This window comes from Desulfobacter sp. (assembly GCF_050177295.1).
The window spans coordinates 1-17,905 of record NZ_JBFXHE010000052.1 but is presented as its reverse complement, the minus strand read 5'-3'; the positions used below and the strand labels follow the sequence as shown (position 1 = coordinate 17,905).

The following is a 17,905-nucleotide window of genomic DNA, read 5'->3' as shown; positions in this document are numbered from 1 at the left end:
ATTAAACTCATATACTTGTATCAAAAAGAAGCCCTGTCAGTTCCGCCATTTTTTCCTTTATCATCACCAGTTCCTCGGAGGGAATTTGTTTTATAAGTTCATCTGTCTTTCTGTTTTTAATCTCCACTATCACCTGATGGTTCAATTTTTCATGCATGAAAAAACCCAGATCCGTTTGAAGATCATCCATGTATTCATTCAGGGTCTCTGCAAGTTCTTTTATCTCTTCGGCAGGCGGAGACTCTTCCTCTTTTTGTGCGGTTGCCAGGGACTGATCCAGCGCCTCGTTTTTATTCGGTTCAGAGGCAGGGGTATCCAGTTCCACCGGTGGCGGTGCCATCGGTTTTGGGTCCACCAGTTTGGGCTCCACAGATTTCAAAGCCATCTTTATATCGTTGATCTTCATCCTGCCATCCTTATTAATTGGTAATACTGATAACTTTTGGCGTGTATGCAGCAGCTGCCGAAGATCGGTATGAACCGATCACCGACGTTCCTTTGGATAGCTGTTTCATACGGTTTTTAATATTGTCTCTGACAGCTTTTACTTTTACTTCAAGGACCCTGTTCTGGTCAAGGAGTCCTGTAACGCGATCATTCAAAAAAGACAGCATTGATTCCGTTTCGGCCCCGGTTTCGATTTGCTGCTGTTTAACCAATATATCGACGTTCCTTATCAGTCGGGAAACTTCAATATCCCGTTCTGCAGACTGCTGTTCAAGGTCGGGCAGGGCCTGTTCGTCAAAAGATGCAAGGTGATCTGCCTGAATATCGTACAGCCGATTTAACGTATCTTCTACTGCCTTAAAATTTTTTTTCATATTTATGAAATATCCTGTTTATCTGTCAAACGGAAATTGCCTGAAACGTTGTCTTCGGTCTGTCTGGATTGAACGCCGGTTGAAAAGAGCGTTTTGGGGCCGTATTTTTTACAATTTCAGTGGGTGACGCCTGTTTTTTTGCCATTACATCGGTTTCCCAGATCTCTTTAAGCCTTGATATATAGGCTTTGGCACGGTCAAGGGTCTTTAAGTCATTGTTTAAGGTTACCTTTGGCAGCTCCGTCAGAATGGCCGTGTAAATACCCTTTAAAAACCGGGTGGATTCATCCGTCATTGTCGGATCAACAGAGGCGTTGAGCTCTGAGATGATGGCAATAACTTTTGAAAGGTTTTCTCCCTTTTTTTGAATATTCCCCTCTTCAATACCTTCCCGGGCCAGCTTCATGCGGGTCAGGGCTCCTTTGAAAAGCAACAGTATCAATTGCTCGGGATCCATGCCTTCATAGTGATTGTTCAAATAGGTGTGTAATTGCTGATAAGCTGCCATTCAAATCTCCTGAATTCCGTTATTGTTATTATTTGAATCGACCATTCAAAATTTTTCTTGAGAATATTTCAGCCCTGATTGAGAATTATTAATCATCGCCTGATGAGCCGAATGAGTCAAACAACGACGTCAGCAGGGCGGCTTCTGAATTCAGCTGGTTGATATAGGTATCCAGCCGTAAAAACTGTGCCGACATGATTTCATATTTTTTTGTCAACCGGGCGGTCTCGTTGTCGATGTCCTGGTCCAGCCGGTCGATTTTTGCTTCTGCTTCATCAATTTCAGTGGAGGCGATGCCGGTTGAACTGACCATTTCCGACAGGGCATCATTGATGACATCGGCTATTCCGGTAATTTCTTCATCCGCATCGCCCAAAAACAGCATTCTCAGCGCATCGGGATCGTTGGCGATGGCTTCGTCAAGGGTATCTTCGTCAATACTGATCGTACCGTCCTTGGCGATGTCAAGACCCAGGTCGATCAGGCTCGTGTAAGCGCTATCCAGATCAATGTTTGTGGTTAAAAGGGATTTGAGCTGAGCAACAATCCGCCTGGAGCTGCTTGAGCTTTCAAAGGGATTGTCCGCATCGTCCTCGGTTTCGCTTTCCGTGTCGGAAGAGTCTGCGCCGGTGCCGGTAATATAGGAGACAAGGTCATTGAACCCCTCGATCATAGATAAAAGATCTTCTTTAACGGTATCGTGACTGACTTCAATGTCCAGTGTTGTTTCCCCGACACTTTTCAGCTCAAATGTGACGCCGTCAATGACGTCGTCAATCCCGCTGTTGGATTGGCGGGAATAAGAAATGCCGTCCACGGCAAATTCGGCATTCAAAGATTCCCCTCCGGCCCCGTTCACTTCCGTTAATTCATCAAAATTACTCAGGGTGATTCTGGCATCCTCGCCGGTTTCGTCGGCGGTAAGGGTCAGCTGATACGGGTTGTCAGTGTCTCCGTTATTGATAATGGCTGCGGTGATGCCGGGGTTGTTTTCAGCCTCGTTGATAAGTTTCGCCATCCCCTGGTAGGTGGTGCCGGGAGCAACGGTTAAGTACATGGTGCTGTCTCCCTGGGTGATACCCACAGTGGTATCCGCCGCCACCCAGTCAAATCCGGAAACGCTGATCTGCGAATCTTCCGTGTTTTCTCCTGAAGTGGCTGAAAGCCGGATATAGTACTCGCCGTTGTCATTACTGGCAATGGAGGCCGTGACCAGCTGGTTTCCATCTCCATCGGTATTGTCGGCAGAGTTATTGATGGCATCGACGATTTCTTCAAACGTCATGCCTGCTTCCAGGCTGATGTCGATCTGCTCCTGATCGCCTTCGGCACCATAATAAATGGAAAGGGGTGAAGTCATCGAATCTGCTTCCAGTATAGAACCGGACCTAAGGGTCATATCTTCTTGTAACAGAGTATCACCCTGTATAACAGTATCCACTGACAGGGTCGTTCCTGCTAAAATAGTCGTACCGGAATTATTAATAATATCAGTCGTTAAAACAGTTCCTGCTGAAAGTGTCGATCCGGAAGAAATTGTGGAGCCTGCGCCAACCAACGTGTCGGCACTTAATGTCACCTCCTCTGTCAAGGCGACACCAGCCCCCAAAATTGTGACCGCGGTGGTATCTATATCCGATATCCCGGATTCGGGTTCGTTGAACAGGGCATCTGTTTTACTGGCCGCAGCAGTGGACGCCCAGGAATTTTTCTGGGCTTTCTGGGTGACTTCAAGGCTGTAGGAAGAGGCTTCATACCCATCCCCCACTGTAGCAGAGAGGATATCTTCATCCGATATGGAAACACGGTTGCCCAAAAAATTGGATGCCAGGGATAGGTTCAGGGCATCCGATTTGATGGAAAAAAGTTTGGCATTAACGGTATTATAGGCGTCCACCTGGGTCTGGAGCTCGGTCTGTTCCTCCTGCTTGGCGGTGATAACGGCTTCATCCACCCCCTTGAGCTGATCAATAATATCCTGAAGGTCAAGGCCGGACCCTATTCCCAATGATGTAATCGATCCTGTTGCCATGGTGTTTCTCCATAAAAGTAAATGTGCATTTTACTTGCTGTTATATTGATACTCTTATCGGGTAATCGCATAAAAAACATAATTTTTTTTTTAAGTTATTTTTCCAGCCGTCGATAAGCTATTTCAGATTCCATAGTAAACCAGGTACGGTACGGTGGAAATATAAAAAAAAGGGAACGGAATCCCTGATTCATTAACTCTCAAGGAGGAATAAATTATGGCATTAAGAATCAACACCAACGTTGCAGCGTTAAACGCGCACAAAAATTTGGTCAAGAATGATAACAGCCTGTCGTCATCACTTGAAAAACTGTCTTCCGGCCTTCGGATCAACAAGGCAGCGGATGATGCTTCCGGCATGGCCATTGCCGACTCTCTCAAGTCCCAGTCCCTGGGCCTGGGGCAGGCCATCCGGAATGGTAACGATGCGATTTCCATTGTTCAGACAGCAGACGCGGCTCTGGAAGAATCCATCAACATCGTCAACACCATTAAAACCAAATCCATCCAGGCGGCCCAGGACGGACAGACCACGGAATCCCGCAAGGCCATCCAGGCGGATATTACAAAGCTCAGGGAAGAGCTGGACAACATTGCCAAAACCACCTCATTCAACAACCAGAAACTTCTTTCCGGTAATTTTACCGACAAGAAATTTCAGATCGGGGCCTATGCCGGTGAGACCGTGGACATTTCCATCCAGTCAACAGAAGCAAATAAGATCGGTCATATCACTACCTCTGATCTAACCTTTGCCGGTGAAGGGACGACCCAACTCAATGTTTACAGTAATCTGCAGGACAAGACCTATTCACTGAATTCCATTGAGCTGGCCTATGATAACAGTGCGGAGCACGGCGTGGGCGCTGTGGCCGATGCCATTAATAAACTCAGTGATGTGCTGGGTATCTCAGCCACGGCATCGGTTTCTTCCTCTACGGATGATAATATCACCGCCGGTACAACGGACAGCAGTTTTGCCATCAACGGCGTTACCATTGGTGCCTTGGATGTGAAGGAAAATGATTCCGACGGTGCCCTGGTGTCGGCGATCAACAACAAGACCAGTGAGCACGGCGTTACAGCTTCCGTGGATCAAAACGGCGTACTGACTCTGAGTTCTACGGACAACCGGGCCATTAAAGTTACCATGGGAGCGGCTACCCAGGCCGTAATGGGTGGAACGGAAGAGCTGTCGACTCTGGGCACGATTGAAGTACGCCAGGAAGGCACCAGCCAGATTGCCATTACCGATGCGGGTTCTCAGGCAGGGATTGCCATATCCACAGAAGAAGGCCTCTTAAAAGTGGGTAACATTGCTGGTACTTCTGAAACAATGGTGCTGGCTTCGGGTACGCTTCTTGCGGCAGCCTCAACCCTGGCTTCAGGATCACAGATTCAAGGTAGCATTACCCTCAGTGCAGATTTAGCAATCGCTGCTGGCGATGATGATAATGTTATCGGAGCCGGATCCCTGATTGGAAGTGGATCAATTATTGGTTCCGGTACCACAATCCAGGCGGACATTAGAATCGCCGCGTTGGCTGCTGTCACGACGGCTGATAGCACCCTTGCATCAGGTTCTGTATTGAAAGCCGGTGCTGTTGCAGCTGATACCATTATTAATGCCGGTAGCATCTTTCAGGGTGATGTGTCTGCAAGTCTTTCAGGCAGTGTTGCCGGTGCCGTTGTTGTAAGTGGCGGTCAGACATATATCGCTGCCGGTCAAACGGCTAAGGTTATTGCAGATTTTACAACAATTGGTGATACAACTTTGACAGCGGGTTCAGATCTTCATACCGATTCTGTTTTGGCTGCGGGCACCGAGATTTTTGCTGATATTACAACCACCAAAGATGCCACCACCATTGCAGATATGGATCTTAAGGGTGGGTCAACCATAGAATCTACTTCTATCTTAACAACCGGAACAATATTTGCTGGTGATGCATTGACCGGTTCAGGTACAATATCCGGCGGCAGCATGACCCTGCAGAAAAATTCTAATATAGGAGCCAATTCATTTCTTGCCAATGGATCATCCCTTGGTTCAGGGATTACCACGGCTGGTGATGCAACCGTAAGTAAGGGTAAGGATATGCTCCTGGCTGTGGGCTCAACTATTGCAGCGGGTTCAACCATTACTGCTGGCACTGTATTGACCAATGACCTTGTCGCAGATGATAATACTGTATATAAAGCAGGCACTACTCTTGAATATGATGTGGTTACAGGTACCAATGTCGCTACTACAGCAGATATGGTCATTAATAGTGAATCCATATTGAAATCCGGTACAATTCTGGGTGTTAATGATGTAGCTGCGGACAGTACAGTGGATTCTTTTATGTCCGATGCCTCTGCCTATCGCCTTTCCGATGTGGATGTGACTACCCAGGAAGGAGCCCAGATCGGTATTGCAGTGGCGGATGCCGCGTTGAAATCCCTGGATAAGGTCCGGTCCGACCTGGGTTCCGTGCAGAACCAGTTGACCTCCACCATTGCCAATATTTCAACAACCAAGGTAAATGTTGAGGCTGCGGAATCCAGCATCCGTGACGTTGACTTTGCGGAAGAGTCGGCAAACTTTACAAAGATGCAGATCCTGAGCCAGGCCGGCACATTTGCCATGTCCCAGGCCAATGCCAGTTCGCAGAATGTCTTGAGCCTGCTCCAGTAAGTTTTATCGCATAAAACCAAGCGATATTTGTTAGAATCGGGGCGGCAGCTGCAAAAGCTGTCGCCCCGGTTTTTCTTTGCTTGATAAAAATAACGGTAGTAATTTTTATTCGTTCAGAAGACCGGTCATTAAGGAAGAAGGAGGTACGTTTTGAGGATTCTATTGGTTGTCTATGATAACGATTCGTATATCCACTGGTTTCCCCAGGGTTTGGCCTATATAGCGGCAGTCCTCAAAAAAGACGGCTATGATGTTGAAATTTATAACCAGGATCTCCATCATTACCCGGATGAGTACCTGACCGCTTATCTGGACCGGAACAAATTCGATATTATCGGCGTCGGCATCATTGCCGGGTATTATCAATATAAAAAACTGCTCAATATTTCCCGGGCCATTGAAAAGTCAAAACAAAGACCTGAACAGTTCATCATCGGAGGGCACGGGCCGTCCCCGGAGCCGGAATATTTTCTTGAAAAAACCGGTGCTGATGTCGCCGTGATCGGTGAAGGTGAGGAAACGGTTTTGGAACTTTTTGATGCCTTTGCCACCCATAAGCCCCTGGACCGCATCAATGGAATTGCATACCGCAACGGCGGGAAAGTTGTGTTTAACCCCAGGCGGGAACTGATAAAGGATATTGACAGCATCCCGTGGCCGGCATACGAGCTTTTTCCCATTGAATATTACAGATTGTTGAGAATGCCCCATTGCACCCACGGCGATTTTGTCATGCCGCTGCTGTCCGGCCGGGGATGTACGTTTAAATGTAATTTCTGCTACAGGATGGACAAGGGATTTCGTCCCCGAAGCGCCGAGGCCATTATCGAAGAGATTCAATACCTGAAAAAAGAGTTCGGCATATCTTATATCGCTTTTTCAGACGAACTTCTCATGTCATCCGGACAACGTACCATGGAAATCTGCGAATCTTTTTTAAAGGCCGATTTGAATATAAAATGGGACTGCAACGGCAGGCTCAACTATGCAACACCGGAAGTGCTGGCGTTAATGAAACGGGCAGGATGCGTTTTTATCAATTACGGCATTGAAGCCTATGACGATGATGTGCTGAAAAAAATGAACAAGGCCCTCTCAATCAAACAGATCGACCAAGGTATCGAATCCACATTGGCTGCCGGAATCAGTCCCGGTCTGAATATGCTGTTCGGCCATATCGGCGACAATAAGGAAACGTTGAATGCCGCCGTCGATTTTCTGATCAAATACGATGATGGAGCCCAGATGAGAACCATCCGGCCCGTGACCCCCTATCCGGGTTCTCCGCTTTATGACTATGCCGTTGAAAAAGGCTTGATTAACGATATCCGGGATTTTTATGAAAACAAACATCTAAATTCAGATCTTTTTGCGGCCAATTTTACTGAATTGCCTGAAGAAGAGTTGTATTCTGAATTGTGCGATGCCAATATACGACTCATGGAAAACTATTTTGAAAACAAGAAAAAAATAATGACTTCACAAACCCGGCATTTATATTCAACCCGGGATGCATCTTTCAGAGGGTTTCGGCAATCATAACCATTCGGGGGAATATAATTGGAATTAAAAAATAAAAAAATCCTGGTGACCGGTGCTGATGGATTTATCGGATCCCACCTGGTTGAAATGCTGGTTAACTGCGGTGCCGGCGTAAAAGCGTTAAGCCAGTACAACTCTTTCAATGATTGGGGCTGGCTGGAGAGCCTTGATTGTCTGAATGATATTGAAGTCGTATCCGGGGATGTCCGTGATCCCCATTTTTGTAAAAAAATCACAAAGCATACGGATGTAATTTTTCATCTGGCTGCATTGATTGCCATTCCGTATTCCTATATTGCACCGGACAGTTACGTGGACACCAATGTCAAGGGAACCCTGAATATCTGCCAGGCGGCCAGAGAAAACGGATGTGAACGGGTGATTCATACCTCAACTTCCGAAGTTTACGGCACCGCGCAATATATTCCCATTGATGAAAACCATCCGCTGCAGCCCCAGTCTCCCTATTCAGCCAGCAAAATCGGGGCGGATCATATGGCCATGAGTTTTCACCTGGCCTTCGGTTTGCCGGTGACCATTGCCCGGCCCTTTAACACCTACGGCCCCCGGCAAAGCGCCCGGGCGGTTATTCCCACCATCATCGGGCAGATTGCAGCCGGTAAAAAACTGATCAAACTGGGAGATGTCTCACCCACCCGGGATTTCAATTATGTCCTGGATACCTGCAAAGGGTTTATGGCTTTAGCACAATCCGACCAAACCATTGGAGAAATCGTTAATATCGGTTCCGGGGTTGAGATTTCTGTGGCAGACACCCTGGATTTGATCCGGAATATTATGAAGTCCGATGTAAAATTCATGACGGATGAACAACGACTTCGGCCAAAAGATTCAGAGGTCTTCCGGCTGTGCTGTGATAACACGAAAATAAATCGCCTCACCGGCTTCAAGCCGGACTATTCCTTGGAACAGGGACTGGAGAAAACTATTGAATGGTTTATCAACCCTGCAAACCTTTCACGGTATAAAACAGATATATATAATGTATAGCGATCTCATCACATTCATAAGGGATTGGTATCAGACCAAAGGGATTATCCCGCTTCATGAGCCTCGTTTCAGGGAAATCGACCGGAATTATGTCCTGGATGCCATTGATTCCACCTTTGTCTCCAGCATCGGCGAATATGTTGACCGGTTTGAACAGAAACTTGCCCAATATCTGGGTGCCGGATATGCAGTGGCAATGGTGAACGGAACGGCTGCCCTTCAAACGGCATTAAGGGTGGCAGGCGTTGAACAAAATGATGAAGTCATCACCCAGCCCCTGACCTTTGTGGCAACAGCCAATGCCATTGTTCATAACAATGCCGTTCCCGTATTCGTTGACGTAAACAGGGAAACCCTGGGGTTATGTCCGGCGGCCCTGGAAAATTTTCTTGATCAAAATGCTCAAAAAAACGGCAGGGGAACGTTTAATAAAAATAGCGGCAGGCGGATTGCCGCCATTGTTCCCATGCATACGTTCGGGCATCCGTGCAGGATGAGCCAGATACTTGAATTGGCAGCTTCCTGGCAAATCCCTGTTGTTGAGGATGCTGCCGAAGCATTGGGTTCAAAAATTTCAAACACACATTGTGCAACATTCGGTTCTTTGGGCGTGTTGAGCTTTAACGGGAATAAAACCATTACCTGCGGCGGCGGCGGGGCCATTATTACAAATGATACGGCGCTTGCACGAAAGGCAAAGCATTTGACCACCACGGCCAAAGTAGATCATCAATGGGAGTTTGTTCATGACGAAATCGGGTATAATTTCCGGCTGCCCAATTTGAACGCCGCCCTGGCCTGCGCGCAGCTTGAACAATTGGAGGGTTTTCTTAATGACAAACGAAAGCTTGCCGCCGCCTATGAAGCGTTTTTCAGAATAAATGAATGGGGGCGTTTTGTTACGGAACCTGACGGATGTTCCAGCAATTACTGGCTGAATGCAGTGATTACGTCTGATAAAAAACAGCGGGACGAATTTTTGAAAAAAACAAACGAATCCGGCATAATGACCCGGCCTGCCTGGAAACTGCTGCCGGATCTTCCAATGTATAAAAAGTGTCAGACCGATAACCTGAAAAATGCAAGATGGCTTGTACAAAGGATTATAAACCTGCCAAGCAGTGCGAGGAAGGCCAATGCCTGAAAAAAAAATCATTCTTGTCGGCGGCGGGGGGCATTGCCGGTCTTGTATTGATGTCATTGAGACCGGCAAGACCTTCTCCATAGCCGGAATAGTGGAACAGCCCGGAAAAGAAAATTCCGGGCCGGTCCTCGGGTACCCCGTGATCGGGTGTGATACTGACTTTGAAAACTTAAAGAAACACTATGATTATGCCCTGATCACCGTGGGGCAGATCGGGTCATCCAATGTCAGGCAAAGACTTTTCACCCTGTTAAAACAGGCCGGTTTTGTTTTTCCCGTTGTTGTTTCACCTTTTGCATATGTATCAAAACATGCACGGATCGGGGAAGGCAGTGTCATTATGCATCATGCGGTTGTAAATGCCGGAGCCGCTGTCGGGAGAAACTGCATTTTAAATACCAGGTGCTTGATCGAACATGATGCAGGAATCGGGGATCATACTCATATCTCCACAGCTGCTGTTTTAAATGGTGAATCTGAAATTGGTTGCGGAAGTTTTGTAGGGTCAAACGCAATTATTGTTCAAGGTGCCAAGCTCCCGGATAATTTTTTTTTTAAGGCAGGCAGCCTTATTGCCGGAGAAAAAGCCGGGAAAGCCATGAAGGATAATAAGTTATAATGCATCGTCACAAGGTGTTCATAATCGCCGAAGCCGGGGTGAATCACAACGGCTCCCTTGACCGGGCCAGGGAGATGGTGGCCATTGCCGCGGATGCCGGTGCCGATGCCGTAAAATTCCAGACATTTAAAGCGGAAACGCTGGTGACAAAAAGTGCGGTCAAGGCTGATTATCAAAAAAAAACATCAGCCCGGGACGAGTCTCAGTTTGAGATGCTGAAAAAACTTGAATTGTCCCATGGCGCACATTCGGAGTTGATAAAGATATGCGAACTGAAGGGGATTGAGTTTTTATCTTCTCCTTTTGACCTTGAAACCATTGATATGCTGAGGGGCTTGGGAATTCAAAAATGGAAGATCCCTTCGGGCGAAATAACCAATTTGCCCTATTTAAGAAAAATCGCTTCCTTTGGCCAGGAAATAATATTATCAACCGGGATGGCGGATCTGGAAGAAATCAAGACCGCTCTTTTTGTATTTACGAAAGCTGAAATCCCTCTGAATATGATAACCGTTCTTCACTGCAACACTGAATATCCGACACCCTTTCAGGATGTCAACCTTAAGGCCATGCAAACCATAAAGGGCTCATTTCCGGGGGTTAGAGTCGGTTACTCCGATCATACCAAAGGCATTGAAGTCCCCGTTGCGGCAGTCGCCATGGGAGCCACAATGATTGAAAAACATTTTACCCTGGATAAACATTTACCCGGCCCGGATCACAACGCATCTCTTTTGCCGGAAGAGCTGGCTCAAATGGTAAGGGCTGTCAGGAATATTGAGCTGGCCCTCGGCAGCGGCATAAAAAAGCCAAGCCGCTCGGAGAAGAAAAACATTCCCATTGCCCGGAAAAGCATTGTGGCAGCCTGCAGTATTGCCGCCGGTGAAACCTTGACCGAGGACAATCTTACGGTCAAAAGACCGGGAACAGGTATCAGTCCGATGAGATGGGATGATATCCTTGGCAGGACTGCCCGAAGAAACTATAAAAAAGATGATCTGATTGATGCGTAAAATCTGTGTCTATACATCCACCCGTGCGGAATACGGTCTTCTACGGAATCTGATTAAAGAGATCCATGAGGATTCAAATCTGCAATTGCAATTGCTGGTCAGCGGTACCCACCTGATTCCGGAACAGGGCATGACCATTGAGGAGATCCGAAGAGACGGATTTGAGCCGGACAAATGTGTGGATATCGGTCTTATTGATGATTCTTCGGCAGGAATCTGTCATTCCATGGGGACAGCCGTTTCCGGATATGGAAAATTTTTTGCTGAATACATCCCGGATCTATTGGTTATTCTTGGTGACCGGTTTGAAGCGTTCTGTTGTACAACGGCTGCCCAGGTCTGCCGTATTCCCGTTGCCCATATCCATGGGGGGGAAACGACACAAGGGGCTGTTGATGAAGCCTTTCGGCACAGCATTACAAAAATGGCCCATCTCCATTTTCCCTGTTGTGAAGCTTACCGGCGCAGAATTATCCAGATGGGCGAGCAACCGGAATATGTCTATAATGTTGGGGCATTGGGAGTGGAAAATGTCAGGAAATTAAAGCTGATGGAACAAGATGAGCTTGAAAAAGCCATCGGGTTTAAACTGGACAAACCGTTTTTCCTTGTGACGTTTCATCCGGCAACCCTGGAAGAGAAAAGTTTTAAAACACAATTTGATCAACTTTTAGCTGCGTTGGACCGGTATCCGGATCATAAGATTATTTTCACCGGAGCCAATGCTGATTCAGGCGGCAGGGTGATCAATCAAATGCAAAAGGATTACCACAAGGCGCATCCTGAACAATGCCTTGTGGTGCCGTCCCTTGGATATTTAAGGTATCTATCCGCGATGAAGTTTTGCAAGGCGCTTATCGGGAACAGTTCAAGCGGTATTTTCGAAGCACCTGCGCTTAAAGTTCCTTCAATCAATATCGGCGACAGGCAGAAAGGCAGAATCAGGGCGGAAAGTGTGGTTGACTGCTATCCTGATGAAAATTCAATACTGGCGGCTTTAAAGACAATACACGGTCGTTTTTTCCAGTCGGACTTGAAAACCATGAGTATTCCGTTTGAAAAATCCGGTACTGCTAAAAAAATTAAGGAAATTTTAAAAAAAGCCGATTTAAAAGATATTCTAAAAAAAGTATTTCATGATATCGCATACTGATCAACACTCAATAGAGAGATAGACGGGTGGAAAAATGAAAGCTTGGAAAAAAACATCTGTAGGGCCTGAAACCAGCATAAAAGAAACCATGGCGGTAATAGATAAAAGCGCACTTCAGATTGCCCTTGTTGTTGATCCTGATGACAAGCTTCTTGGGACCGTTACAGACGGTGATATCCGCCGCGGCATCTTAAAGGGAATCAGCCTTGATGAACCTGTAAAGCGTATTTTTTATGTTTCCCCTTTAACCGCCTCAGTTGACGATGATCCCGGGACCATGCACAGGATCATGAAAGAACAGCTGATTAATCAGCTTCCTATTGTTGATCACGACGGCAAAGTTGTGGAACTTATCTTTTTACGGGATATCCTGAAAGAGAAAAAACAAAAAAATCCGGTTATTATAATGGCCGGAGGCCTTGGCACCAGATTGCGTCCGTTAACCGATTCATGCCCCAAACCGCTTTTAAAAATCGGGGGAACCCCTTTACTTGAAACGATTCTTGAAAGTTTTGTCAAAAAAGGCTTCGACACCTTTTATATTTCAGTGAATTACAAAGCAGAGATGATTGAGGAATACTTTGGGGATGGTTCTAAATGGGGAGTGAACATTGAATACCTCAGAGAAACACAGCGGCTTGGCACGGCCGGTAGCATCAAACTGCTTCCTGAGAAACCATCGCTGCCGTTTATCGTGATGAACGGTGACCTTCTGACCAAAGTTGATTTTAAGCAACTTATAGAATTTCATATCAACAATAACAAACTCAGCAATGCCATGGCAACCATGTGCGTCAGGGAATACAACATGCAAGTACCCTATGGGGTAATCAAGCAGGAAGGTAACAAACTGGTGCAGCTTGACGAAAAACCTGTCCAGCGATTTTTCGTTAACGGAGGAATTTATGTATTTCAACCGGAGATGATAGACCTGATACCGGATAACGAATATTTTGATATGACCCATCTCTTTGACAGGATGATGGAGAAAGATTATAAAACCGTGATATTCCAGATCAGGGAATACTGGATGGACATCGGGCATAAAAGGGATTTTGAAACGGCTGACGGCGAATACGGCGAAATATTCTGGGGGTAGTTTAATTTTAAGAAAATCATTAAAAATGTTTAAAAACAAGAAAATACTTGCCGTCATCCCTGCCCGTGGCGGTTCAAAGGGGGTTCCGCGGAAAAATATTAAGCTGGCAGGGGGAAAGCCTCTAATTGCATGGGTAATTGAGGCAGCCAAAACATCAGCTTATATTGACAGATTAATTCTCTCTTCTGATGATAATGAGATCATCAGGGTTGCTGAAACTTACGAATGTGAGGTTCCCTTTGTCCGTCCTTCAGAATTTGCTCAAGATAACAGTTCGAGTTCTGATGTTATCGTTCATGCACTTAGCAAAATTTCCGGTTATGATTATGTGATGCTTTTGCAACCCACCTCTCCATTCACCTCAAAAGAGGATATAGATGGGTGTATAAAACTCTGTATTACTTCAAAAGCCAAATCGACCGTATCTGTAGTAAAACCGGATAAAAGTCCCTACTGGATGTTTGAAATGGGGAAAAATAACAGGTTAAAATCTATTATGGGGAGCCGATATTTAAATTGCAGAAGACAGGATCTTCCTTCTGCATATATCCCAACCGGTGCCGTTTATATGGCTGAATCAAGATGGTTTTTGGAGAATAGGTCTTTTTATTCTGAATTTACAATCGGCTATGAAATCCCCAAAGAACGATGTTTGGATATTGATACGGAATTTGATTTTAAATTGTTTGATTTTTTGATCCGACACATTGAGTAATTGAATTTTTTGAATAAAAATATGCTATAGATTCTGACAGCCAGATCTATTCGCCGTTAAGAATACCCATTTTAAGTTTTAACTGTTGATAGGCGGCTCTGGCTGCCTCCAACTGGTCTGTGGCCATGTAACAGTCGCCCATTTTTTTGAGTAGATTTATGTTGTCGGGCAGATGCAGAAAACAGTTTTCATAGGCGATGATTGCATCTTCATTTTGGCCGCTGTCCCGGAGGCTGTCCCCTATGGTTTCCCAGTAATCTGCAAATTTAGTATCCAGTTTGATTGCTTTGTTCAATGCCTTGATGGCACCATTAAAATCACCAATGATAAACAGGGTGTCAATGGTGGCAGAATGAATCTCATGGTTATCGGGTGAGTATTCCATGGCTGATTTAAGGCTTTCAATGGCGTTTTGATACTCTTTTTGCGACAAGCACAGTTTGCCTTTGTATAGAAAAATATTGCTTGCCAGATCTGACGGAAGAGTGTCACACAAATTTTTCTGATCCATTGCATTCCGGTACCATTCATTTATTAATTCAGCTGAGTTCTGATAATTATCGGTATCAACATCTGATTTTATTTGTTTCAGGTCCTCTCTTAGGATGGTTTCCAGTTCTTTTTGAAGTTCGATGTTGTCTGGATGATACCTGAGGCCTTTTTGTACCATGTATTTCACGCTTAATTCACGTCCCAGCTGGGTTTTAAAATACCGGGCAAACTTCAGGAAATCATCTCCCATCTCGTGTAAGTATGTGTCAATCTGACGGCTGAGGTTTGGATCGCATTCTATTGCTGTTCGAAAATAATGATCTGCTTTTTCAAGCATATTAGACTGAGCAACTGAACAGCCAAGATAAAAATAAACCTCACCGGATTCAGGCATTACCTTGCAAAGGTCTTCCAGAAGATGAGTGGCCAGATAATAATTTTCTGACTTGATATAGAGACCGGCAAGTTTAAGTTTGTTTTGTTCGGTTTGGGAGCCTTTATTGATTTTTTCCAGATAGTTGCTTTCTTTTTGGTGAAATGATGCGACCATGTTTAAATTGTCTGAGAGGAGTGTCAGAGTCTCTTTTCGGATTTTATTGATGCCGAGCAACCTGTTTAAATTTTTTATCAGCCACTCAATATATCTGTCGGGATCATTTTCGAGTATTGAGATATCCTGTTTTTGGCGTTCACTTTCTTTTAATCCTTCCATGGTTATCTCTTCTAAGATTTTCCAGACTTCCAGAGTATCATCCAGGTCTTTATGAAATTTATCAATTTTATTTATTTGTTTTTTTTGTGACAGGGTAAGCATATCAAAAGATTTAATAAGCTTGCCATTTCTTTTCGCTTTTGTAAGTTCTTTTAATAACGACCTTGCAATTTCATCCGAGGATTTAATGATTTTATCTAATTTTTTGGTTTTACTGAGTATTCTGTTGAACTCAACAAGCATTTTGTCAGACGCGATTGGTTTTGAAGCTGAATAAAACTCTTTTAGGCGTTGGTTTGTATTGATAAATTTGTTGCAATATTTATCGATGGTTTCTTGTAAAGTCAGAATGTTGGTACCTTCAATGTTTGCACCTCCTTCCGTTGCATTTATGTGGGTTTTATCGGATTTGGCAATGGCAGATTCGAAAAATCCTTTCATGCTTAAAAATGAACGGTTGGTTTGTAAAATTTCTCCGTTGATACCGGTAACGGTTTCTCCCTGGACTTGATTTGTTATTATCTTTGTCGGGGCACTCCCTTGAAGGACCGTTCCCTTTGCGTGGGAAGCAGAAGCAGAACCCGGATAAGCAAGATCCTGACCAATAAATATGATTGGATCACACCCCAGCATGTGTGCGGCAATAAGGTTTAAGTGCGCTACAGTGCTGGCACCGCCGGTCAGGAGTTTTCCGCCAAGCAGTGAATTGAGCCACGCTTCGATGGGCTTGCCCGTAAATGTCCAGAAGATTTGTTCAGCCGGAAATACTTTAGGGGTTTTGGGGTTTACCCAGGATGAGCAGATCAGGGCAATATCTTTAACCTGTGGTATTACATCGGCAAATTTTTCAAACGTAAGGTTGTTCGGGTCAATACAAGTGAGAAAGTGGGGATGTACACCGTTTTTCAACAGAGCAGGTAAAACCGTATCAACGGCAATAATGACCGCTTTCTCCTGGGCCTGTTTAAGCAGATGGATATTTTTATCTAAAGACGGTCCCCCAGCAACCAGAATGGCAGGAACGCCATCAAATTTATTTTGTATATGTTCCAATAGCAGATGATGATGTATGGTGCAGATATGCTTGAAGCGGTTGGTTAGAAAATCTTTACCCAGTAGTCTTGTGGTTGTTCCGCCAATGTTAAGACTGTTGATATGGGCAAAAAGATCATCCTTAAGCTGGTTATATCCGTCCGGGTTAAAGCTGAACGAAGGCAGATGATGTAATATGTTTGAATCTTCAAGCTGCAAGGTTCTGGACGCTGCAGCCAGTGCTTCAGCAATATCCGCTTTTGCTCCGATGCCCAAAATAAGCCGATGGTCTTCCAGTATGGGAGAAAGATCAATATATCGAAGTGCCTGGATGAAAATTCCGATCTCCAGTTCAAAAAGTGCCAGATTTTGAAGATGAGGTCGTTGTTTTAATATGTTGAGAGCCGAGTAAAAAAGACCCATGCCGAGGATGGCGACAAACCCTTTATGGTCTGCAGGAATTTTTTCGATAAAATCTGAACTTTCCTTTTCCGGATTCACTTCATTGTGAAGAAGAATTGAATCTCCCTGGTCATTGGTGACTGTAAGATTGGGTTTGCCGTTAGGAGCAAAAGAAATTTCACCGAGAGCTTCTGTTTGATCTTCTGTAATTTGTTTCCATACTGACGGCTGATTCTTTTTTAGTAATTTAAGGTTTGACTCGTAGTAGTCGGTATATTCCTGATTCATTTTCATATCTCCAAAGGCCTGTTTTCCGAAATTTATGTATGATTTTTATATTCCGGGTTTGCCGGGCAGGCAAGCGCTTTAAATTTTTTTTAACTATACTCGATGATCCAGTTTTTTATAACGGACTGATATCATTGCATTTGTCAAAAAGGATAAATTTTGTGGCACGATTTTTAAAATTCAATAATATCAATTTGTTATCGAATCGCCGTGGGAGATCTGGTTCCAAATCATGAAATTTAGCCTCCTATAGTTATGCGATTTGACGAAAAACTGGATCATCGAGTATAGATTACAGAAAAATCATTTTTTCTTCCAGTGCCTGATCACCATTTCATTAGATAGGGAACTGCTGCATTCAGAACTCACGGCGCCGGTTACAAGAAAAAAACGACATTATCCGGATCTGGCCGGATATTAAACGCATCTTTTCCGTGGCCCATTCAAAAGCAGAATATGACCGGCAGGTATCTTTTCTTGACAGCATTTTGGATGAAGTCGGAGAGGACGAAGATCACCCGCTGGCGTCTCTGGTCGAGACCATCGGCAGTTTGGTGGAAACGTATGAAACCGCCCACTTGCCGGAACATGAGGGAGCACCAGTTGACATCTTGAAGTGTTTAATGCAGGAACACGGTGTCA

General features: G+C 45.0%; 14 protein-coding genes and 1 pseudogene. 10 read left to right on the top strand and 5 right to left on the bottom strand.

Features of this window, described 5'->3' with window-relative positions:
• Positions 1-7: 7 nt before the first annotated feature.
• From AB7U36_RS06315 to fliD, 4 genes are all read right to left on the bottom strand, one after another.
• A complete protein-coding gene (locus AB7U36_RS06315; RefSeq protein ID WP_428158947.1) occupies positions 8-406 on the bottom strand; it encodes a flagellar protein FlaG in 399 nt (132 codons plus the stop codon).
• A 13-nt stretch (positions 407-419) separates the two neighbouring features.
• The gene (locus AB7U36_RS06310) at positions 420-821 is read right to left on the bottom strand and encodes a hypothetical protein (RefSeq protein WP_428158946.1); all 402 of its coding nucleotides are present in this window, start codon (positions 819-821) and stop codon (positions 420-422) included.
• A 25-nt stretch (positions 822-846) separates the two neighbouring features.
• Positions 847-1,329 carry a flagellar export chaperone FliS gene (gene fliS, locus AB7U36_RS06305; RefSeq protein WP_428158945.1) on the bottom strand — a complete coding sequence of 161 codons (483 nt, stop codon included), beginning with the start codon at positions 1,327-1,329 and terminating at the stop codon, positions 847-849.
• 88 nt (positions 1,330-1,417) lie between these two features.
• Positions 1,418-3,361: a flagellar filament capping protein FliD gene (gene fliD, locus AB7U36_RS06300; RefSeq protein WP_428158944.1), complete on the bottom strand. Its 1,944-nt coding sequence runs from the start codon at positions 3,359-3,361 to the stop codon at positions 1,418-1,420.
• 217 nt (positions 3,362-3,578) lie between these two features.
• On the opposite strand from fliD, the gene AB7U36_RS06295 reads away from it, so the two are divergent.
• The 9 genes from AB7U36_RS06295 (at position 3,579) to AB7U36_RS06255 (ending at position 14,337) form a co-directional block, all read left to right on the top strand.
• Positions 3,579-6,041, top strand: coding sequence for a flagellin (locus tag AB7U36_RS06295; protein WP_428158943.1), 2,463 nt, complete (start codon positions 3,579-3,581; stop codon positions 6,039-6,041).
• Between the two features lie 150 nt (positions 6,042-6,191).
• On the top strand, positions 6,192-7,583 hold the full coding sequence (locus AB7U36_RS06290; RefSeq protein WP_428158942.1) for a B12-binding domain-containing radical SAM protein: 1,392 nt from the start codon (positions 6,192-6,194) through the stop codon (positions 7,581-7,583).
• 18 nt (positions 7,584-7,601) lie between these two features.
• Entirely contained in the window at positions 7,602-8,594 is a 993-nt protein-coding gene (locus AB7U36_RS06285) for an NAD-dependent 4,6-dehydratase LegB (protein WP_428158941.1), read from the top strand.
• Positions 8,587-9,738, top strand: coding sequence for a LegC family aminotransferase (locus tag AB7U36_RS06280; protein ID WP_428158940.1), 1,152 nt, complete (start codon positions 8,587-8,589; stop codon positions 9,736-9,738). The genes AB7U36_RS06285 and AB7U36_RS06280 overlap by 8 nt, the downstream gene beginning before the upstream one ends.
• Entirely contained in the window at positions 9,731-10,357 is a 627-nt protein-coding gene (locus tag AB7U36_RS06275) for a NeuD/PglB/VioB family sugar acetyltransferase (protein ID WP_428158939.1), read from the top strand. Before AB7U36_RS06280 ends, AB7U36_RS06275 begins: the two co-directional genes overlap by 8 nt.
• Positions 10,357-11,370, top strand: a complete 1,014-nt coding sequence (neuB, locus tag AB7U36_RS06270) for an N-acetylneuraminate synthase (protein ID WP_428158938.1) — start codon at positions 10,357-10,359, stop codon at positions 11,368-11,370. The genes AB7U36_RS06275 and neuB overlap by 1 nt, the downstream gene beginning before the upstream one ends.
• On the top strand, positions 11,363-12,523 hold the full coding sequence (neuC, locus tag AB7U36_RS06265; protein ID WP_428158937.1) for a UDP-N-acetylglucosamine 2-epimerase: 1,161 nt from the start codon (positions 11,363-11,365) through the stop codon (positions 12,521-12,523). The genes neuB and neuC overlap by 8 nt, the downstream gene beginning before the upstream one ends.
• 34 nt (positions 12,524-12,557) lie before the next feature.
• Positions 12,558-13,622 carry a nucleotidyltransferase family protein gene (locus AB7U36_RS06260; RefSeq protein WP_428158936.1) on the top strand — a complete coding sequence of 355 codons (1,065 nt, stop codon included), beginning with the start codon at positions 12,558-12,560 and terminating at the stop codon, positions 13,620-13,622.
• Entirely contained in the window at positions 13,579-14,337 is a 759-nt protein-coding gene (locus AB7U36_RS06255) for a cytidylyltransferase domain-containing protein (RefSeq protein WP_428158935.1), read from the top strand. Before AB7U36_RS06260 ends, AB7U36_RS06255 begins: the two co-directional genes overlap by 44 nt.
• 46 nt (positions 14,338-14,383) lie before the next feature.
• Here the strand turns inward: AB7U36_RS06255 and AB7U36_RS06250 are convergent, their stop codons facing one another.
• Entirely contained in the window at positions 14,384-17,263 is a 2,880-nt protein-coding gene (locus tag AB7U36_RS06250; RefSeq protein WP_428158934.1) for a 6-hydroxymethylpterin diphosphokinase MptE-like protein, read from the bottom strand.
• Positions 17,264-17,697: 434 nt separating this feature from the next.
• Between AB7U36_RS06250 and AB7U36_RS06245 the strand changes: the two are divergent.
• Positions 17,698-17,905, top strand: a pseudogene (locus tag AB7U36_RS06245) (transcriptional regulator); the annotation flags it as partial.